The sequence below is a fragment of the Bradyrhizobium algeriense genome (assembly GCF_003062295.1).
GTDB classification, from domain to species: domain Bacteria; phylum Pseudomonadota; class Alphaproteobacteria; order Rhizobiales; family Xanthobacteraceae; genus Bradyrhizobium; species Bradyrhizobium algeriense.
On the sequence record NZ_PYCN01000003.1, the window covers coordinates 591,963 to 607,948 of the forward strand.

Below are 15,986 nucleotides of genomic sequence, written 5' to 3' on the forward strand. Positions count from 1 at the left end.
TTAGTGAACGCCGAAGTATGCCTTGTGGAGCTCGGCATTCTGCTTCAGCGAATCCGCATCGCCCTCTGCCACGACCTGGCCCTGCACCAGCACATAGCCGTAGTCGGCGACGTCGAGCGTCTGCCGCACATTCTGTTCGACCAGCAGGATCGACAGCCCGGCCGCCTTCAGGCGCCGCACAATTCCGAATACCTCGGAGACGAACAGCGGCGACAGGCCAAGCGACGGCTCGTCGAATACCACCAGCTCGGGATCGGTCATCAGCCCGCGTGCAATCGACAGCATTGACCGCTCGCCGCCAGAGAGCGTGCCGGCCAACTGACCTCGCCGCTCCCTCAGCCGCGGAAATGTCTCGAACAGTTCTTCCATGCGCGCGGCCACACGCCGGGAGTCCCGCATCAGGAGACCGCCGACTTTCAGATTGTCGAGCACGGTCATGCGCGGCAGTACACGGTTGCCCTCGGGCACCGTAGCGATACCGAGCGCTGCGATTTTGTGGGTCGGCATATTCGCTATCGCAGCGCCGCCGAAATACACCTCGCCCTTGCGGACGCGGTTGAGGCCGAGAATGGTGCGGATCAGCGTGCTCTTCCCGGCACCGTTGGCACCGAGAATGCAGGTCACCGTGCCCGGCCTTACCTCGACCGTGACACCTTTCAGCACATCGGCGCGATCATACCCGGCTGTGATGCCGATTGCCGAGAGTTTGCGCGTTGCAGTGCCGCCGGCGATCATTGGCTCACCCCCAAATAGGCAGTTTGGACATCGGGATTGGCGATCAGCGCATCGAACGTGCCCTCGAAAATCTTGCGGCCGAAATTCAGCACAACACAGCGGTCCGAGACGCGGCGGATCACATCCATTTCGTGCTCAACCAGGATCACTGCCAGATCCGGCATCTCCTGGCGAAACGCCAGCAGATCGTCCATCAACTGGCGCGTCTCTTCATGCGTCATGCCCGCCGACGGTTCATCCAGCAACAGAAGCCGTGGTGCACCGATCAGTGCGCGGCAGATTTCAATCCGCCGGCGGTCGATCATCGTGAACGAGCCGGCAGGTTGAAACAGCCGGTCAGCAATGACGGGATTGAAGCGATGCGCCAGCGCGCGGGCGCGATCGACCATCCCGCTCAGCTCGCCGCGCCAGCGGCGGCGGCGAAACAGGTTGGTAAACAGCCCCAGATCGAGCCGGCACAAGGCGCCGACCGCGATATTGTCAAAGACGCTTTGGTCCAACATCAGCCGCGAACGCTGGAAGGTTCGCGCGACGCCTGCCCTGCCGATCATTTGCGGCGGCTTGGCGAACAGATCGCGCGCATCCAGGCGCACCGATCCGGCCGATGGCTTGTAAAGCCCGGTCACCACATTGAAGAACGTGGTCTTGCCTGATCCGTTTGGACCGACCAGCCCGACAGTTTCGCCCTTGTCGACCTCGATATCGAGACCGTCAAGCGTGACCAGACCGTCGAAGCGCATCGTGAGGCCGCCGCAGGCCAGCAAGGGAGCGCTCATGCGTCCGCTCCCGGCCGCCCGATGAAGCGTGACAGATCGCGGATCGGACGCGGCAAAATGCCCGACGGGCGGAACAGCAGGATACCCAGCACCAGCAACGCAAAGATCAGCAGCCGGAATTCCTGAATAGCCTGCAGTTTTTCGGGGATGACGAGGATCACCATGGCGGCGACCACGGCACCCCAGAAATTGCCGAGCCCGCCGAGCACGATGATCGACAACATCAACAGAGAGTCGCCGAGCCCGGACCCGTTCGGCGTCACGAACCCGTTCATCATGCCGTAGACCGCCCCGGCAACACCGATCACTGCGTTGCCGATCAGGAAGGCTACGACCTTCCAGCGGGCAATCGACAGGCCGAACACCGAGGCCGCGGTCTCATCGCTGCGCACGGAGTCCAGCGCGATCCCGATCCAGGACCGCTCGATGCGGCGGATCAGCGTGAAGGCCATCGCGAAAATGCAGATCGAAAGCACTGCATAGGGCAGATAGAATGACACGTCCCACGGACCGATCGACGATATCCGGTTGAAGTCGAGGCCGAAGATCGAAAGACCCTTGATCTTCATACCCTGCGGGCCGCCCAGTGTGTCGTTCACCTCCAGCAGGCTGCGCAGCAGCAGGCCGAATGCGATGGTCACAAGTGCTGCATAGTGCCCGCGGGTCCTCAGCACCGGCAGCAACAGAATAACTCCGATCGCGCCGGTCACGATGCCGCTGACAACGAGGATCATCAGATGCGGAATCCCGGCATACGCCGTCATTACGGCAGCCGTATACGAACCGAGTACAAAGAACGCCGCGCCGGCGAAATTGGCAATTCCTGCGAACGCCAGTTGAAGGTTTAGCGCGATGCAGGCCGTGGCAAACAGCGCCACGGTCGCCAGCATCAGGAGCGTGTAGTGCTCGCCGTGAAAGACGACGATCAGGCCCAGTGCGCAGACGAAAGCGACGGCGTTGGCGAATCCGCTGTAGTCGCTGCAGATGGCAGAGACGTCCTGACCGAGCGGCGTGCGATCGGCGATCGCAAACACCACCAGGAAGGCCGCGAGCAGGCCGAGCACCTGAATCTGCGACTCCGCATGCATCATCAGGCCACCGCCTGCAAACAGCAAAGCCACCGTAAGCACGACCACGGCGCGCGGATGACGCTGTATCCGAAGCGGCGACAAGACGGGGATCGGCGAAGGAATGCTGCTCATCATACCCGCTCGCTTCGGCGCTCGGCGATCAGACCGGTCGGGAAGATCGCGATCAGGATGATGATCACCGCGAAAGCGATCACGTCCTTGTACGCGCTCGAAATCGGCAGAGCGACTACGACCAGGGTCTGTACTCCGGCAAACAGGAAACCACCAATGATCGGACCGAGCATGCTGCCGAGCCCGCCGACGACAGCCGAAGCGAAGCCGATAATGCCGAGAAGGACGCCCATGTTGAAATTGATCTCGCGGTAGTACAGCCCGAGCATGCAGCCCGCGAACGCCGCGAGCGCGGAGCCCAGCGCAAACGTCCCCAGAACCACCGCGTGGAAATCGATCCCCGAAAGCCTTGCCACCTCGCCATCCTGGGCCACCGCGCGAATGGCGAGACCGAATCGCGTGCGGGTGATCAGAAGGTGCGTCCCCAGCACCAGCAGCAGGCCGGCGGCGAGGATCATCACGCTGTCGATGCCGACACTGAACGAACCGGCTTTGATGGCGCCGCCCGGCAGCAGCGCCGGAAACGGCTTTGGATTGCCGCCGTTGGGCACGCCGAGCCTGATGGCTTCGCGTAGCACGGTGCCCGCCATCAAGGTGGCCAGCAGCACGTTGACGCCGGGTGCATGGCGCAGCGGCAGCACAAGAACGCGCCCGATGATGACGCCGGCCAGCGCGCCTATCACCACCGCCGCAGCTATTCCCGAGGCCAGCGCCAGCACGGGCGGCAGCGCAACCAGACCTCCCGCAATCCCGGCCGCGCCGAGGCTGGAGAATGCGCCGACAGTCACGACATCGCCGTGCGAGAACTTGATGACGTCGAGCACGCCGAAGAACAGCGAGAAGCCGACCGCGATCATCGCATAGATCACGCCCAGCATCAGGCCGTTGAAAAGCTGCTGGGCAAGAATGCCGATATCCATCGCGGAGTCCTGGTGGCAAAGAAATTCGAAGAGCGAAGGGAGCGGCGAGCCGAAGCTCGCCGCGATGGAGCTAGTTCCTGGCCAGCCTCTTCTTGCCGGCGGCATAGTCGCTATCCGGCCAATAGACCCACTTTCCGTCCTGGGCCACGTAGACATTGGCGTTGACGATGTTCTGGCGGTGATCATCGAAGTTGATCTCGCCGACCAGCGCCTTGTAGCCCTTGGTGCCGTTGAGCACCTCCTTCATCTTCTTGCGATCGGGGCCGGTCTTTTCGATCGCGTCCATCACCAGATTGGTGGCGGAATAGGCGAACGGGCCGTAGGCGTCGGGGTCCTCGCGGAAACCGGCCTTGGCGTAGGCGTCGAGAAAGGCCTGGCCTTGCGGATATTTGCTGATCGGTGCGCCGTTGTGGAACGAGATCGTGCCCTCGCCGGCCGCGCCTGCGCCCTCGAGGAAACCGGCCGTCATGATGCCGGACACACCGGCAAGCTGGGCCGTGACGCCGACGCGATCCATCTGCGCGCGCAGGCGAACGCCGAGCGGCGTCAATCCGCCGATCAGAATGAGGTCGGGTTTGAGCTCCTTGATCCTGGTAAGCTCCGCCGTAAAGTCCTGCTGGTCAGGACTGACCGGAAATGTAGCAACGATTTCGCCGCCGGTCGGCTTGAGATATTCAGTGAAATACTTGTTCTGGCCCTTGCCGTAGTCCGTGGTGTCATGGACGACGACAAATTTCTTGTAGCCCTGCTTGGTGAGGAAATCCGCGGCCAGCCTTCCCTCGTTGATCATTGTGCCGTTGACGCGATGGATTTCGCGGTAATCGTTGCCGTAGGTGATTTCGGGCAGGATCGCACCCCATACCACGACAGGAAGACCGAAACGCGAATAAGTATCGACGGTGGCAATGCCGACGGCGGAACAGTAATGCGTGATGCCGGCGATGATGGAGTTGTCGGAAGCCGCCTTGGTTGCGACCTGAATGCCGACATTGGGCTTGCACTCATCGTCAAACGTAATGAGTTCATAGGTGTATTTCGCCGCCGGATCGGCATTGCGCAGCTGAACCGCAAGCTGCGCGGAATTACGGCCGCCGAGGCCCGGTGCGGAATTGCCGCCCGACAACGGGCCGATGAACGCGAGCTTCACGGTATCCTTGGCAAGCACCGCGGAAGGGAACGGCGCGGCGAGAGCCAACAACAGCAACAACCGGATTTAAATTTCATGACCACTCCACTCCTCTGTGTCGGGAGAAGTGTAAGGTGGACCCCTCGGGCGTGGGCAGTGCATATTTTTGCAGAACGACGTGCGCTGAGCCGCAAGCGCCGGTGAAATTTGCGCCCTGCATTGCCACTTCCTGCCGCAGTCTGCCTTCGCTTTGGGCTAAAGCATTGTATCGTCGGCAAAGCCGTGGTTGCGGTTGATGCCTGACACCGCTGGCAAGCCACATCGAACTCCTCCGCGCGCATGCCTCCATTTACCCCACTTGAAGAGCTCAGCAAGTCCGCCACGGCCATTCCAAGATCGGTGTGCAAATGAGCAAATTTATGCGATGAAACTGCGATCCCACCGCGAATTTAGCCAGACACCTTCCGGAATCATCGGGTACATTTCCGGCCTGTTTCTGAAGGCAGCCGAACGAAAAAATCCGCTTCTTGCGTTCTGAACTTCGTTCGAACCGTGGACTATGGGGCCAGACATTTGGGTAAGGTTGATCGCATCGATTTGGCGGGGATCGCACTGCACGAGCGTGCCGTCGCGCGAGACCTGGAAATTCTGGGTGTACCGGCGGCGAATTGGCCGGCCAAAATCGAGGATGCCACCGGCCAACCGGTCCTGGATGTCCTGGTTGTCGGCGCCGGCATGAACGGCATCGCCGCCGCCGGCAGCCTGATGTTCAAAGGAATATGCAATATCGCTGTGGTCGAGCGCTCAAGGCCGGGTCGGGAAGGGCCTTGGCTGACCTTCGCGCGGATGGACACGCTGCGCTCGCCCAAAACGTTGACGGGCCCCGCCCTCGGCGTTCCCTCTCTCACGTTTCGTGCCTGGTATGAGGCGAAATACGGCCTCAATGCCTGGGAAACCCTTTACAAGATTCATAATCGGACCTGGGTAGAGTATCTGTCCTGGTTGCAGAAAGTGCTGGCTTTGCCGGTCAGGCATGGGGCTGCGCTGGAAGCCCTCGAACCTGCCGGGCCCTTCGTGCGGGCCATGCTGAATGAAGGCGGGGTACGTCGAAATTTATTGGCGCGACGGGTCGTTCTGGCGACCGGCCGTGCCGGAGCCGGTGGCGTTTTCTGGCCGGATTTCATCGATCGGGGACTGGTGCCCGATCTTGCCGCCCATACCAATGATGACATCGATTTCGCAGCGCTTCGCGGCAAATCCATCGCCATCCTCGGCGGCGGCGCCTCCGCCTGGGACAATGCAGCAACCGCACTTGAACGGGGTGCTGCGCGCGTCGACATGTATGTGCGCCGCCCTTACTTGCCGCAGGTCAACAAGGGGCGTGGCTCGGCTTTTCCCGGCTTTCTGCACGGCTGGTCGTCCCTGCCCGATGCCGAACGCTGGGCGACGATGGTCTATCTGAACGATCTTCAGGCACCGGTGCCGCACGAGACCGTCAACCGCACCACCAGCCTGAGCAACTTCCATATCCATTTTCGCACAGGCATCGAAACGGCCTCCCGTGCGGATGGGAAAGTTGCGATGAAGATCGCGGACCGGGATGAAACCAGGACGCATGATTTTCTGATCGTGGGCACTGGCTTCAATGTCGACCCGGCGCTGATCCCGGAGCTCGCCAGCTACGCCTCCAACATCGCCACCTGGTACGATCGCTATCAGCCCGCTCCTGATCTCCGCCGCCGCGATCTGGAGCAGTTTCCCTATCTGGGTCCCGGTTTCGAGTTGACCGAGAAGGCACCGGGCAGCGAGCCAACCCTCGGCCAGATCCATCTGGTCAATTTCGGCGCCCATGCAAGCCATGCCGGCATCGCCAGCGATATCCCCGGCGTCAATATCGCGGCCGAGCGGGTCGCCGGTGCTATCGTGACCTCGCTCTTCCGCGAAGATATCGATCACATGCGCCGCAAGGTCGAAGCTTACAATGAGCCCGAACTTGCCGGCACACCCTTCTTCGTTCCTGAATCCGAACGAAGCTGAACAGCCCGCAAGAACTGGAGATATTCAAGCGACCTCCGCGCCGCCAAGATAGGCGTCGCGCACCCGAGGATCGTCCTTTAGCGCGCGGGCCGAACCGGAAAGCACGATACGGCCGGTCTGCAGGACGTAGGCCTCATGGGCGATTTCCAATGCCAGGCTGGCATTCTGTTCGACCATGAAGATCGATACGCCCTCTTTGTTGATGGTTCTGATCAAGTCCAGTACGCGATCGACGAAGAGCGGAGAAAGGCCCATGGTCGGCTCGTCCATCACGATCATCCGCGGCCGGCTCATCAGGGCGCGGGCCATGGCGACCATCTGTTGCTCGCCGCCCGAGAGCGAGCCGGCGCGTTGTGAAAGCCGTTGCCCGAGTTTGGGAAATAGCGCCAGCATCCGTTCGAGATCGTTTGCGACTTCGGCGCTGTCGTTGCGCACGAAGGCGCCCATCAGGATATTTTCCCTCACGCTCATGTCCGCGAACAGCCGGCGCGCCTCCGGCACGGACGCGATGCCGCGCCGAACGATCTGCGGCGTCGTCAGACCGAGCGTCGAGGCACCGTCGAAAGTCAGTTCGCCCGAGCGCGGTCTCACCAGGCCGAGAATGATCTTCATCGTCGTCGATTTGCCGCTGGCATTGCCGCCCAACAGACACACGATATGACCACGCTGCACATCGATCGAGAGGTCGAAATGCACCTGTGCCTGACCGTAGAAAGTATTGATGTTGGACAGCCGCAAGAGCGGGCCGGCGGAATGTGCTGTGCCATTCATGCCGCTGTCTCCCGCGCATCGGCCGCCCGTTGCGACAATCCGTGGCCGAGATAGGCCTCGATGACCTTGGCGTCGTTCCGTACATCCTCGCCGGCGCCTTCGGCAATCTTTTTGCCTTCGTCCATGACGACGACGCGGTCGGAGAGGCGCATGACCATGTCGAGCTTGTGTTCGATCAGCAGAATCGTCAGTCCCTCGGCTTTCAGTTCGGCGACCAGCCCTTGCATTTCGGTGGTCTCGGTCGGGTTCATGCCGGCCGTGGGCTCGTCGAGCAGCAACAGACGCGGCTTGAGCGCCAGCGCGCGCGCGATCTCGACACGGCGACGATTGGCGTAGGACAGGCTATATGCCGGCTGATCGATGCGTGGCAGGAGACGCTCGCCAAACCGCGCCAGGATCCCCCTCACCTCTTCACGCAACCGCTCCTCCTCGGCCCTTACCGCAGCGGGTCGCAACAGCGCCAGTCCCAGCTCCAGCAAGGGCCCGATCAGCGGTGTGGCCGGCTTGACGGCACGCAGCCGCGTGTGCGCGCCGATCAAGACGTTCTCCATCACGCTGAGGTTGCCGAACACGCGACCAAGCTGGAACGTGCGCGCGATACCATGGCCCGCCAGTTTCTCGGGCGAAAAGTGTGTGACGGGCTCGCCATCGAGACGGACCTCGCCACCGTCGGGCCTGTCGAGCCCTGTAACGAGATTGAACAAGGTGGTCTTGCCGGCACCGTTCGGGCCGATGATGCTGACCAATTCGCCTTTGGCGAGGTCAAGATCAATGTCGTCGACCGCAGTGAGCCCCCCGAAGCGCCGTGTCAGTCCACGCAGAGAAAGCAAGGACGCGTGGCTGGCGACTGGCGCGTTCGTGCTGTTACCGATCTTAACACCCATCAGATGGTTCCCAACAGGCCTTGCGGCCGGAACCGCACCAGCAGCAAAAGGACGATGCCATAGATCAGAATGCGGTACTCCGCCGCGATCCGGAAAACCTCGGGCAGACCAACCAACGCCACCGAACCTGCGATCGCGCCGGCGACGTTGCCCAATCCCCCCAGGATCACGATGGTCAGCGCCAGGATCGACTGCTGCGTGTTGAAGGTCTCGTGATTGATGTAGGAATACAGATGGGCGGCGATGCCGCCGCTGACGCCCGCAGCGAATCCACCGAAAATGAAGGCCAATGCCTTATAGCGATTGAGGCTGAGACCATAGGCGCGCGCCGCCACGTCGTCATCGCGAATGGCGCGAAAACTGCGGCCGATATGCGAACCGAGCAACCGCACCTGCAGAAGCGCGAGCAGAACCATGACCGCGAAGCTGAACCAGTAGATCGATGTCACGCCGACAAGTTCAAAACCAAATAGCGACAGCGGCGGGATACCCGAAACCCCGATCGGTCCGTGTGTGACGGTTTCCCAGTTCAGGATGACCAGGGAAATGATCTCACCGATGGCCAGTGTCGCGATCGAGACATAATGCCCGCGCAGACGGAACGACGGCGAGATCAGAAGTGTCCCGAGCGCTGCACTCATCAGCCCCCCGCAGATGATCGACATGCTGACGGGCACGGACAAATCCAGTGATAGCAGCGCGGAAGTATAGGCGCCGATGGCAAGAAGCGCCGCGTGTCCCAGCGAGACCTGCCCTATGGTGCCGGCGACAAGCGTCAGGCTGAGCGCCAGCATGGCGAAGAGCCAGGCGTTGATGAGGGTCTGGAGCACATAGGATGAAACCGGAAGAAACGGTAACAGCGCAAAGGCTGCGAACGCGACCAACAATGCCCAACGCGGTATGCGCACCGGGCGACTGGGGGCGATGAAGGTGCCGGTGAGCGGCTCTGGCGGCGCCTGCTTGGCACTGGCGAACAAACCGTTCGGCCGGAACACAAGGACCACAATCAACAACAGGAATGCGAACAGATTGCGGTAGCTGGTGCCGAAGACCGCCACGCCGTAGCTTTCCACCAACCCCAGCAGGAGACTGCCAACCACGGCACCCGGCACATTGCCCGCGCCGCCGACCACCTCCGCGACAACACCCTTCAACGTTGCGTGAAGGCTCATCGCAGTATCGATCTGGTTGTAGTACATGCCAACCAACATGCCGGAAAGGCCGCCAAGCGCGGCGGCAATCCCGAACACCGTCTGGTTGACGCGGTTGACGTCGACGCCCATCTGCATGGCGGCGTCGCGGTCCTGTGCCGTGGCCCGCACGGCCCAGCCAAGCTTGGTATAGCGCAGGAAGACAAACAGCAGCAGCGCACTGGTAGCGCCGATACAGGCAATCAGGATGTCGAGTGGACCAATCGTTCCCGTACCGATCTGAAAACGGATATCGGGTAACTGGCTCGGCAGAGCACGCGGATTGGGCGAAAAAGTGAGCATGACGATCTGATCGAGCACAAAGCTGATGCCGATCGTCGCCAGTAGTGGCGCAATGCGTACCGAATTCTGCAAAGGTCGCAAACCAAAGCGCTCGATGATCAACCCGACCAGCGCCGCAATGGCTGCAACCAGAACAATGGTGATGAAGAGCGGTGTCCGCAGTGCCACCACCGCGACCCAGCCGACATAGGCGCCGACAAGATAGATCGAGCCCTGCGCAAAATTGATCAGCCGGCTGACGCCAAAGATCAGCGCGAGCCCGACCGCCACGAGCGCATACACGTTACCGAGGATCAGTCCATTGATCGTGTAGTCGAGCCAGGAAGACACACTGAGTTCCTATTGAGAGAAGCCGCGATTGGAGAGACGCGCCGCCGACACATAATTTCAGGTTGGCTTGCCGTCCCAAAGCGTGAACTGACCCTTTCGAATGACGAGTTCGGTATTCATGGCGCCTTTGACCCGACGGCTTGCGACATCGAAAGTTGCCGGACCGAAAACAACCGTGGAGACGTCACGGACTTTCGTGAACGCGTCCCGGACGGCTCGCCGATCGGTACCGCCAATCCTCACTACCGCCGCAGCCACATTCATCGCATCATAAGAATAGGCGTTGAAGGCGTCAGGCTCCTGCCCATTGTACTTTGCCTTGAAGCCCGAGACGAACTTCTGCACCTCGGGGCGCGGATCGTTAGGAAAATACCGGGTGCCGAGATGAACATCCTCGACGGCCTCCCCGCCAAGCTCCAGGAATTTTGGCGAATAGACGGAGCTCGCAGCGCAGATCTTCTGCTTCAGGCCGGCCTGTCGCGCCTGCCGGGCAATCAAGGCGCCATCGGAATAGTACGAGATCAGAATGAGGCCGTCCGGATTGGCGTCGCGGGCGCGCACGAGCGTGGAACGGAAATCACGCTCGTCCGGGATATATCCCTCGCTGATGACTACTTCGGCGCCAAACTCCTTGGCGGCGCTTGCGAAATGATCGCGGCTGGTGCGCCCCCAATCGGTGTTGAGATGCAGGATGGCGAGCTTCTTGAGGCCAAGATGGGTCACGGCATAGCGCGCCAGCAGCGGCTGCTCGTCCGCCTGGCTGACGGAGGTGCTCCACATGAAGTCGCCACCTTTTGTAAAATCCGGATGCGAGTTGGTGAAGCCGAACTGCACCAGGCCTGCCCGCTGATAGATCGGCGATGCAGCCATCGACGCCGGACTCGAAAAATCGCCGAGTTCCATGACGATCTTCGGATCCGAGACGAATTTCTGGGCGATCGCCACCGATTGGCGTGGGTCGCTCTGGCTGTCTTCAAAGGTATAGGCAAGCTTGCGCCCGTTGATCCCGCCTGCTGCGTGGATTTCATCCAGCGCCAGGTCGAAACCCTGCTTCCATTGCGCGCCATACTGCGCGTTAGGCCCCGTCAACGGGCCGCTGACACCGAGCATGACGGGTTCGGAAGATTGCGCGAAAGCGGTGCGCGAGATTGCCGTTACGATGGCGGCAAGAGAGCCTTTGACCAGGCTACGACGGCTGATGTTTCTCATCTGCGACTCCATCCGTTCTGAAACTGGAAATCCATCTTGCTGGGGCAATTCTCATGCCAGAGGATACCAATGCGATCACGCATCGATGCCCTTTGTCGGCTCGCCGAGAGACAGCATCAATCTGTTCGCCCAGTTGAAGAAGGCCGCACTATTGATCACGTCGACGATCTCGGCATCATCGAGACCGACGCTGCGCAATTCCTCGACGTGCTGCTTGCCGAATGCGATGGGTGTCGAAGCTAGTGCAACAGAAGCCCTGACAACAGCGTTCCAGCGTGCGCCGAGATCGGCGCCCACGCCCTCGTCGAGCAGACGCTGGACATCGTCGCGGCGCTTGGAATGGACCGTGGCGAAGCGCGCGTGCACGGACGCGCAGTAGATGCATCCATTGTAGCGGGACGTCGCCGCGGCCGCGAGTTCGCGCTCGGCCCGCGGCAAGCCGTCTGCGGTGTTGTAGAAAATATCCTTGTCGGTCTTGGTCCTGGCTTCGAGAACCTCGGGATCACGCACCAGCAGGCGAAAGTAATCAGACTTCGCGCGGGATCGATCAACCAGGCCAGCCCAATGCCGCTCCGTCAAGTCTGCCTCGGGAAACGGATCCAGCCAGGGCAGCCAGCCCAATTCGTCCTGGGTAAACACGACCGGTTCATCCTTGTTGGCATGAACGACGATTGAATCACTCATGATTTTTTAGCTCCTTAACTGGCTTGGGCCGCAGCATCTGCATGGTGTCCGAGTGACGCGCCAAGCGTCCGCAGACCGGCGACGGCCCGAACCTGAAACGACAGGAACGCGACCAGTTGAGACAACGTTACGATAGCGGTCGTTGACCAGCCGGCATCCAGCAGTGCCTGCATGGCAGCTGGAGCAGCGTCGCGCGGACGGAATATCAGCAGATGAGCATGTTCAAGTGCGGCGGCAAGTCTCGCGCCAAGGACGCGCTGACCGTCTCCGGCAGTTCGATAGATCAAGCCCGCCTTGTCCTCGACCGAAAGTGGCCCGGCCGGAAAGGCGCCATACGGTCCTTGCGTTCTGGCTCGCTCGATTTCAGCCTTGAGCGCATCGACCCAGTCCAATCGGTCTGCGGCCTTGGCAAGCCTGGCAAAATAGAAGCCGGCTGCGGCCGGCTCATCATGAACGCCGGCGACGAATGCCGCGACCGCATACCGTTCCGCGGCCGCGACGTCAGCAAAATCGACCGGTTCAAACAAGGCGATATAGCTCTTCTGAGCGTTTTCCCGCGCCTGCAAGCGTCGGGCGCGGATGCCGTCCAGGCTGGATCCCGGTTCGATACCGGCGAGAATATCGATGATATCACTTGTCTCTGTACCCATCATTCGGCCTTTTTGAGTTCGATGATTTTCGCATCCCAACTAGTCCACCAGCGCGGCATCGGCCGCGGTGGTTTTTGTCCAACCCAATGCAGGAGCAACCTTTTCCGCGATCAGCTCGATCGACCGCAGAATGAATGGATGCGGAGGATCGATCGAATGCGCCTGAAAAACAAGATCGGTCACCCGCTCAAGCGTGCTATCGGCGCGCAGCGAGGTGATGACGTCGTCAGATGTCCCTACATGAACGTCGAACGCCGTGATCATGTCGGCCAATGCGTCCCCCGGCGACGCGTGACCGCCGGCGACGAAGTGATCGCGTTGACGCCGTAGTCCGATATCGGCCAGCCGCAGCGCTTCCTGACGATCGTCGGCGGCAAAAACGCTGCGCGACGCCATGATCCGGGGCTCGCATCCGCGCGGCAATGCGTCGAGATAGGCGTCGATAATGGGATGTTGAATCTCGGCCAGCGACGCGCGCGGAGCTTCCCTCGACCGCGGCTGCGTCCTTGACAGCAGCAGACCGTCGCCCGCTCTGCCTGCTCTGGTCCCGCCGCCAACTGAAAAGGTCGCTTGCCAGATCCGGCCGCATAATTGCGGTCTCGGCGGATAGAGCGCATCGCCGCCGACGAGTGGCAAACCTGCCAGGGCGTTGCGAACCATATCGAGATTGCGCGCGAAAATGTCCGCACGCTCCGCGCTATCAAGTCCAAAGGCGGCAAAGGCCGATGGGTTGCCGCCGGTCCCGACACCGAGTTCAAAGCGGCCACTCGACAACAGGTCGAGCACCGCGGCGTCCTCCGCCACCCTCACGGGGTTTTCCAGCGGTAGCGTGACGATGCCGGTCCCGAGGCGAATGCGGGACGTTTGCGCAGCGACGAAACCGAGAAAAGCGAAAGGAGCCGGAAGCCCACCCTCAGCCTCATGGAAATGGTGCTGCGCGATCCATGCGGAATCAAGACCTGCTGCTTCCGCGTGCCTGATCTGCTCTGCCGCCAGACGATATCGCTCGGCCGGGGTCGCCTCATCGAGCAGCCGCGTGAAAAAGCCCAATCTTTTCAGATTTGCGAAACGCTTCATGAGAGACAACCTACCAAGCCGGCGCGGAGATCATAGGACGGTCATATCAGAGCAGGTATACCGTGGTCCGAGACAACCTGCAGAATCGTGGCTCTGACGCTTTCTACAAGGTATCAAAGGGAATGTTCTCTCATTGCATGCTCCGTTTAAGAAACAGCTTTCCAGGCAGACGCCCTGCAACACGAACGGTGTCGCGCGCGCCAGGCCTCTCATTGGTTTACGACACGGCCGTACGGCGCATCATCCATGCTTGCCCTGCTCGTTGGCGAGGCCGGTCTAAGAAACTGCCGCAATTGCGCTTCGTGGTCGGCGCACGACAATCCCTGAGCCGCCAACCATCCGTCGTCGAACAAGGTGCTGCGATAGCGATCCCCGGAATCGCACAATATCGTCACCAGCGATCCCTTCTCGCCGACTGCGGCCATCTCCTTCAAGATCGCAAATGCCGCCCAAAGGTTGGTGCCCGTCGACCCACCGCAGCGCCGCCCGAGAAACTCTGACATGACGCGGGCAGCGGCGATGCTCGCGGCATCCGGCACCGCAATCGTCCGGTCAATCAGTTCTGGAACGAAGGAAGCCTCGACTTGAGGGCGGCCTATGCCCTCAATCACCGACCGCCGGTTTGGCCAGATCCGGATCCGCGGATCGGCCATATGCCGGTGGTAGACGGACTCGAGAGGATCAGCGAGGCAAAGCATCGTCGACAATCCGCGGTGGCGAACATAACGCCCGATCGTCGCCGAGGTACCGCCGGTGCCGGCGCCACAAACGAGCCATGTCGGAACCCGATGCTCTTCTGCAGCCATCTGTGAGAAAATCGAGTCCGCGATATTGTCGCTACGCCAATCGACCGCGCGCTCCGCGAAGGTGAATTGATCGAGATAGCAGCCCCCGGCTTCATCAGCGATACGCCGGGCGGTTGCATAGATCGATGCGGGATCGTCCACGAGATGGATCTCGCCGCCGTTCGACACAATCTCCGCCTGCTTCTCCAGCGTCGTCGTTTGTGGCATCACCGCGACAAATCGCAGACCTAACAGCCGCGCGAAATACGCTTCAGAGACTGCGGTCGAACCGCTCGACGCCTCAACAAGCGTCGAGTCCGGTCCGATACGACCATTACACAAGGCATAAAGGAACAGCGAGCGCGCGAGACGGTGCTTGAGGCTTCCGGTCAAATGCGTCGTTTCGTCTTTCAAATAGAGCGTCAGCCCGGGCAAGGCCGGCAGATCGATCCTGAGCAAATGGGTTTCGGCGGAACGCATACGCTCCATTTCGATCCGGCCGATCGAGGCATTCACCCATTTGCGACAAGGCCGCGTCATCAAGCACCTCTAGCGACCGTCATTCCCCTTGGCCGACCTGATGAACCATAGGGAGGAAGACCCGCAGTTTGCTTGCTTCTTGCCGCAAGTTTGGGCGCGATGACGGATATTCATGCTCGCGATAGCCAAAAGCCGGCAATAATATTGCCCCTAGCATCGTCAACGGTAAGAAAAATCACTCATGTTCATCTGAATTGGAGATCAACGTGCTCGACGAGTTTGACCGCAAAATCCTGGCGACGCTTCAGGTGGACAGCAGCCTTTCTGTACAGGAGGTTGCTGACCGGGTCGGACTAAGTTCGACGCCGTGCTGGCGGCGCATCCAGAAGCTGGAAAGCCTGGGCTATATCCGCGGCCGCGTAGCGTTGCTCAATGCCGACAAGCTGAACGTCGGCGTCAGCGTTTTCATCGCGGTCAAGACCAACCAGCACAATGCCGAATGGGCGCAACGATTCAGGAAGATCGTGACCAGTTTTCCGGAAGTCGTGGATTTCTTTCGGTTGAGCGGAGACGTCGACTATCTGATCCGCGCCGTGGTGCCCGATATCCGCGCCTACGACGAACTTTACCAGCGACTGATCGCAAAGATTGATATCTACGACGTGTCGTCGATGTTTGCGATGGAACAGATCAAGTCGACGACGGAGCTTCCGCTCGTCTATGCATCGCCCCCCGGCGGACGCGGAACTTCCCAGACGGCACGCCATGTAGCCGCACATTGAAGGCCCGCGGCTTCAAGCGAGATTAGAGGTTTCGACAGTCTCGTT

The 15,986-nt window shown here is 60.9% G+C and carries 15 protein-coding genes; 2 read left to right on the plus strand and 13 right to left on the minus strand.

Going from position 1 to position 15,986, the window contains the following annotated elements; genetic code table 11:
• From C7G61_RS10395 to C7G61_RS10415, 5 genes are all read right to left on the minus strand, one after another.
• Positions 1-735 (minus strand): ABC transporter ATP-binding protein, encoded by a 735-nt coding sequence (locus C7G61_RS10395; RefSeq protein WP_108513966.1) that lies wholly within the window; start codon positions 733-735, stop codon positions 1-3.
• Positions 732-1,511: an ABC transporter ATP-binding protein gene (locus C7G61_RS10400; protein ID WP_108513967.1), complete on the minus strand. Its 780-nt coding sequence runs from the start codon at positions 1,509-1,511 to the stop codon at positions 732-734. The genes C7G61_RS10395 and C7G61_RS10400 overlap by 4 nt, the downstream gene beginning before the upstream one ends.
• On the minus strand, positions 1,508-2,713 hold the full coding sequence (locus C7G61_RS10405) for a branched-chain amino acid ABC transporter permease (protein ID WP_108513968.1): 1,206 nt from the start codon (positions 2,711-2,713) through the stop codon (positions 1,508-1,510). Before C7G61_RS10405 ends, C7G61_RS10400 begins: the two co-directional genes overlap by 4 nt.
• Complete coding sequence (locus C7G61_RS10410; protein WP_108513969.1) at positions 2,713-3,633, minus strand: branched-chain amino acid ABC transporter permease; 921 nt, start codon at positions 3,631-3,633, stop codon at positions 2,713-2,715. Before C7G61_RS10410 ends, C7G61_RS10405 begins: the two co-directional genes overlap by 1 nt.
• 70 nt (positions 3,634-3,703) lie before the next feature.
• Positions 3,704-4,840: a branched-chain amino acid ABC transporter substrate-binding protein gene (locus C7G61_RS10415; protein ID WP_244608233.1), complete on the minus strand. Its 1,137-nt coding sequence runs from the start codon at positions 4,838-4,840 to the stop codon at positions 3,704-3,706.
• Between the two features lie 492 nt (positions 4,841-5,332).
• Here C7G61_RS10415 and C7G61_RS10420 point away from each other — a divergent pair, with 492 nt between their 5' ends.
• The gene (locus C7G61_RS10420) at positions 5,333-6,796 is read left to right on the plus strand and encodes an NAD(P)-binding domain-containing protein (RefSeq protein ID WP_108513971.1); all 1,464 of its coding nucleotides are present in this window, start codon (positions 5,333-5,335) and stop codon (positions 6,794-6,796) included.
• 24 nt (positions 6,797-6,820) lie between these two features.
• Here C7G61_RS10420 and C7G61_RS10425 read toward each other — a convergent pair whose 3' ends face one another.
• The 8 genes from C7G61_RS10425 to C7G61_RS10460 form a co-directional block, all read right to left on the minus strand.
• On the minus strand, positions 6,821-7,567 hold the full coding sequence (locus C7G61_RS10425; RefSeq protein ID WP_108513972.1) for an ABC transporter ATP-binding protein: 747 nt from the start codon (positions 7,565-7,567) through the stop codon (positions 6,821-6,823).
• A complete protein-coding gene (locus C7G61_RS10430) occupies positions 7,564-8,451 on the minus strand; it encodes an ABC transporter ATP-binding protein (RefSeq protein WP_108513973.1) in 888 nt (295 codons plus the stop codon). Before C7G61_RS10430 ends, C7G61_RS10425 begins: the two co-directional genes overlap by 4 nt.
• Positions 8,451-10,274 (minus strand): ABC transporter permease, encoded by a 1,824-nt coding sequence (locus tag C7G61_RS10435; RefSeq protein ID WP_108513974.1) that lies wholly within the window; start codon positions 10,272-10,274, stop codon positions 8,451-8,453. Before C7G61_RS10435 ends, C7G61_RS10430 begins: the two co-directional genes overlap by 1 nt.
• Before the next feature lie 57 nt (positions 10,275-10,331).
• A complete protein-coding gene (locus tag C7G61_RS10440; RefSeq protein WP_108514102.1) occupies positions 10,332-11,483 on the minus strand; it encodes an ABC transporter substrate-binding protein in 1,152 nt (383 codons plus the stop codon).
• A 75-nt stretch (positions 11,484-11,558) separates the two neighbouring features.
• Complete coding sequence (locus C7G61_RS10445) at positions 11,559-12,167, minus strand: alkylhydroperoxidase domain protein (RefSeq protein WP_108513975.1); 609 nt, start codon at positions 12,165-12,167, stop codon at positions 11,559-11,561.
• Positions 12,168-12,181: 14 nt separating this feature from the next.
• Complete coding sequence (locus tag C7G61_RS10450) at positions 12,182-12,817, minus strand: CMD domain protein (protein WP_420836746.1); 636 nt, start codon at positions 12,815-12,817, stop codon at positions 12,182-12,184.
• A gap of 39 nt (positions 12,818-12,856) precedes the next feature.
• A complete protein-coding gene (locus C7G61_RS10455; protein WP_108513977.1) occupies positions 12,857-13,894 on the minus strand; it encodes a putative FMN-dependent luciferase-like monooxygenase in 1,038 nt (345 codons plus the stop codon).
• 209 nt (positions 13,895-14,103) lie between these two features.
• Positions 14,104-15,219, minus strand: a complete 1,116-nt coding sequence (locus C7G61_RS10460; RefSeq protein ID WP_108513978.1) for a PLP-dependent cysteine synthase family protein — start codon at positions 15,217-15,219, stop codon at positions 14,104-14,106.
• Between the two features lie 200 nt (positions 15,220-15,419).
• Between C7G61_RS10460 and C7G61_RS10465 the strand changes: the two genes are divergently transcribed.
• Positions 15,420-15,941: an Lrp/AsnC family transcriptional regulator gene (locus C7G61_RS10465; RefSeq protein ID WP_244608249.1), complete on the plus strand. Its 522-nt coding sequence runs from the start codon at positions 15,420-15,422 to the stop codon at positions 15,939-15,941.
• Positions 15,942-15,986 lie beyond the last annotated feature (45 nt).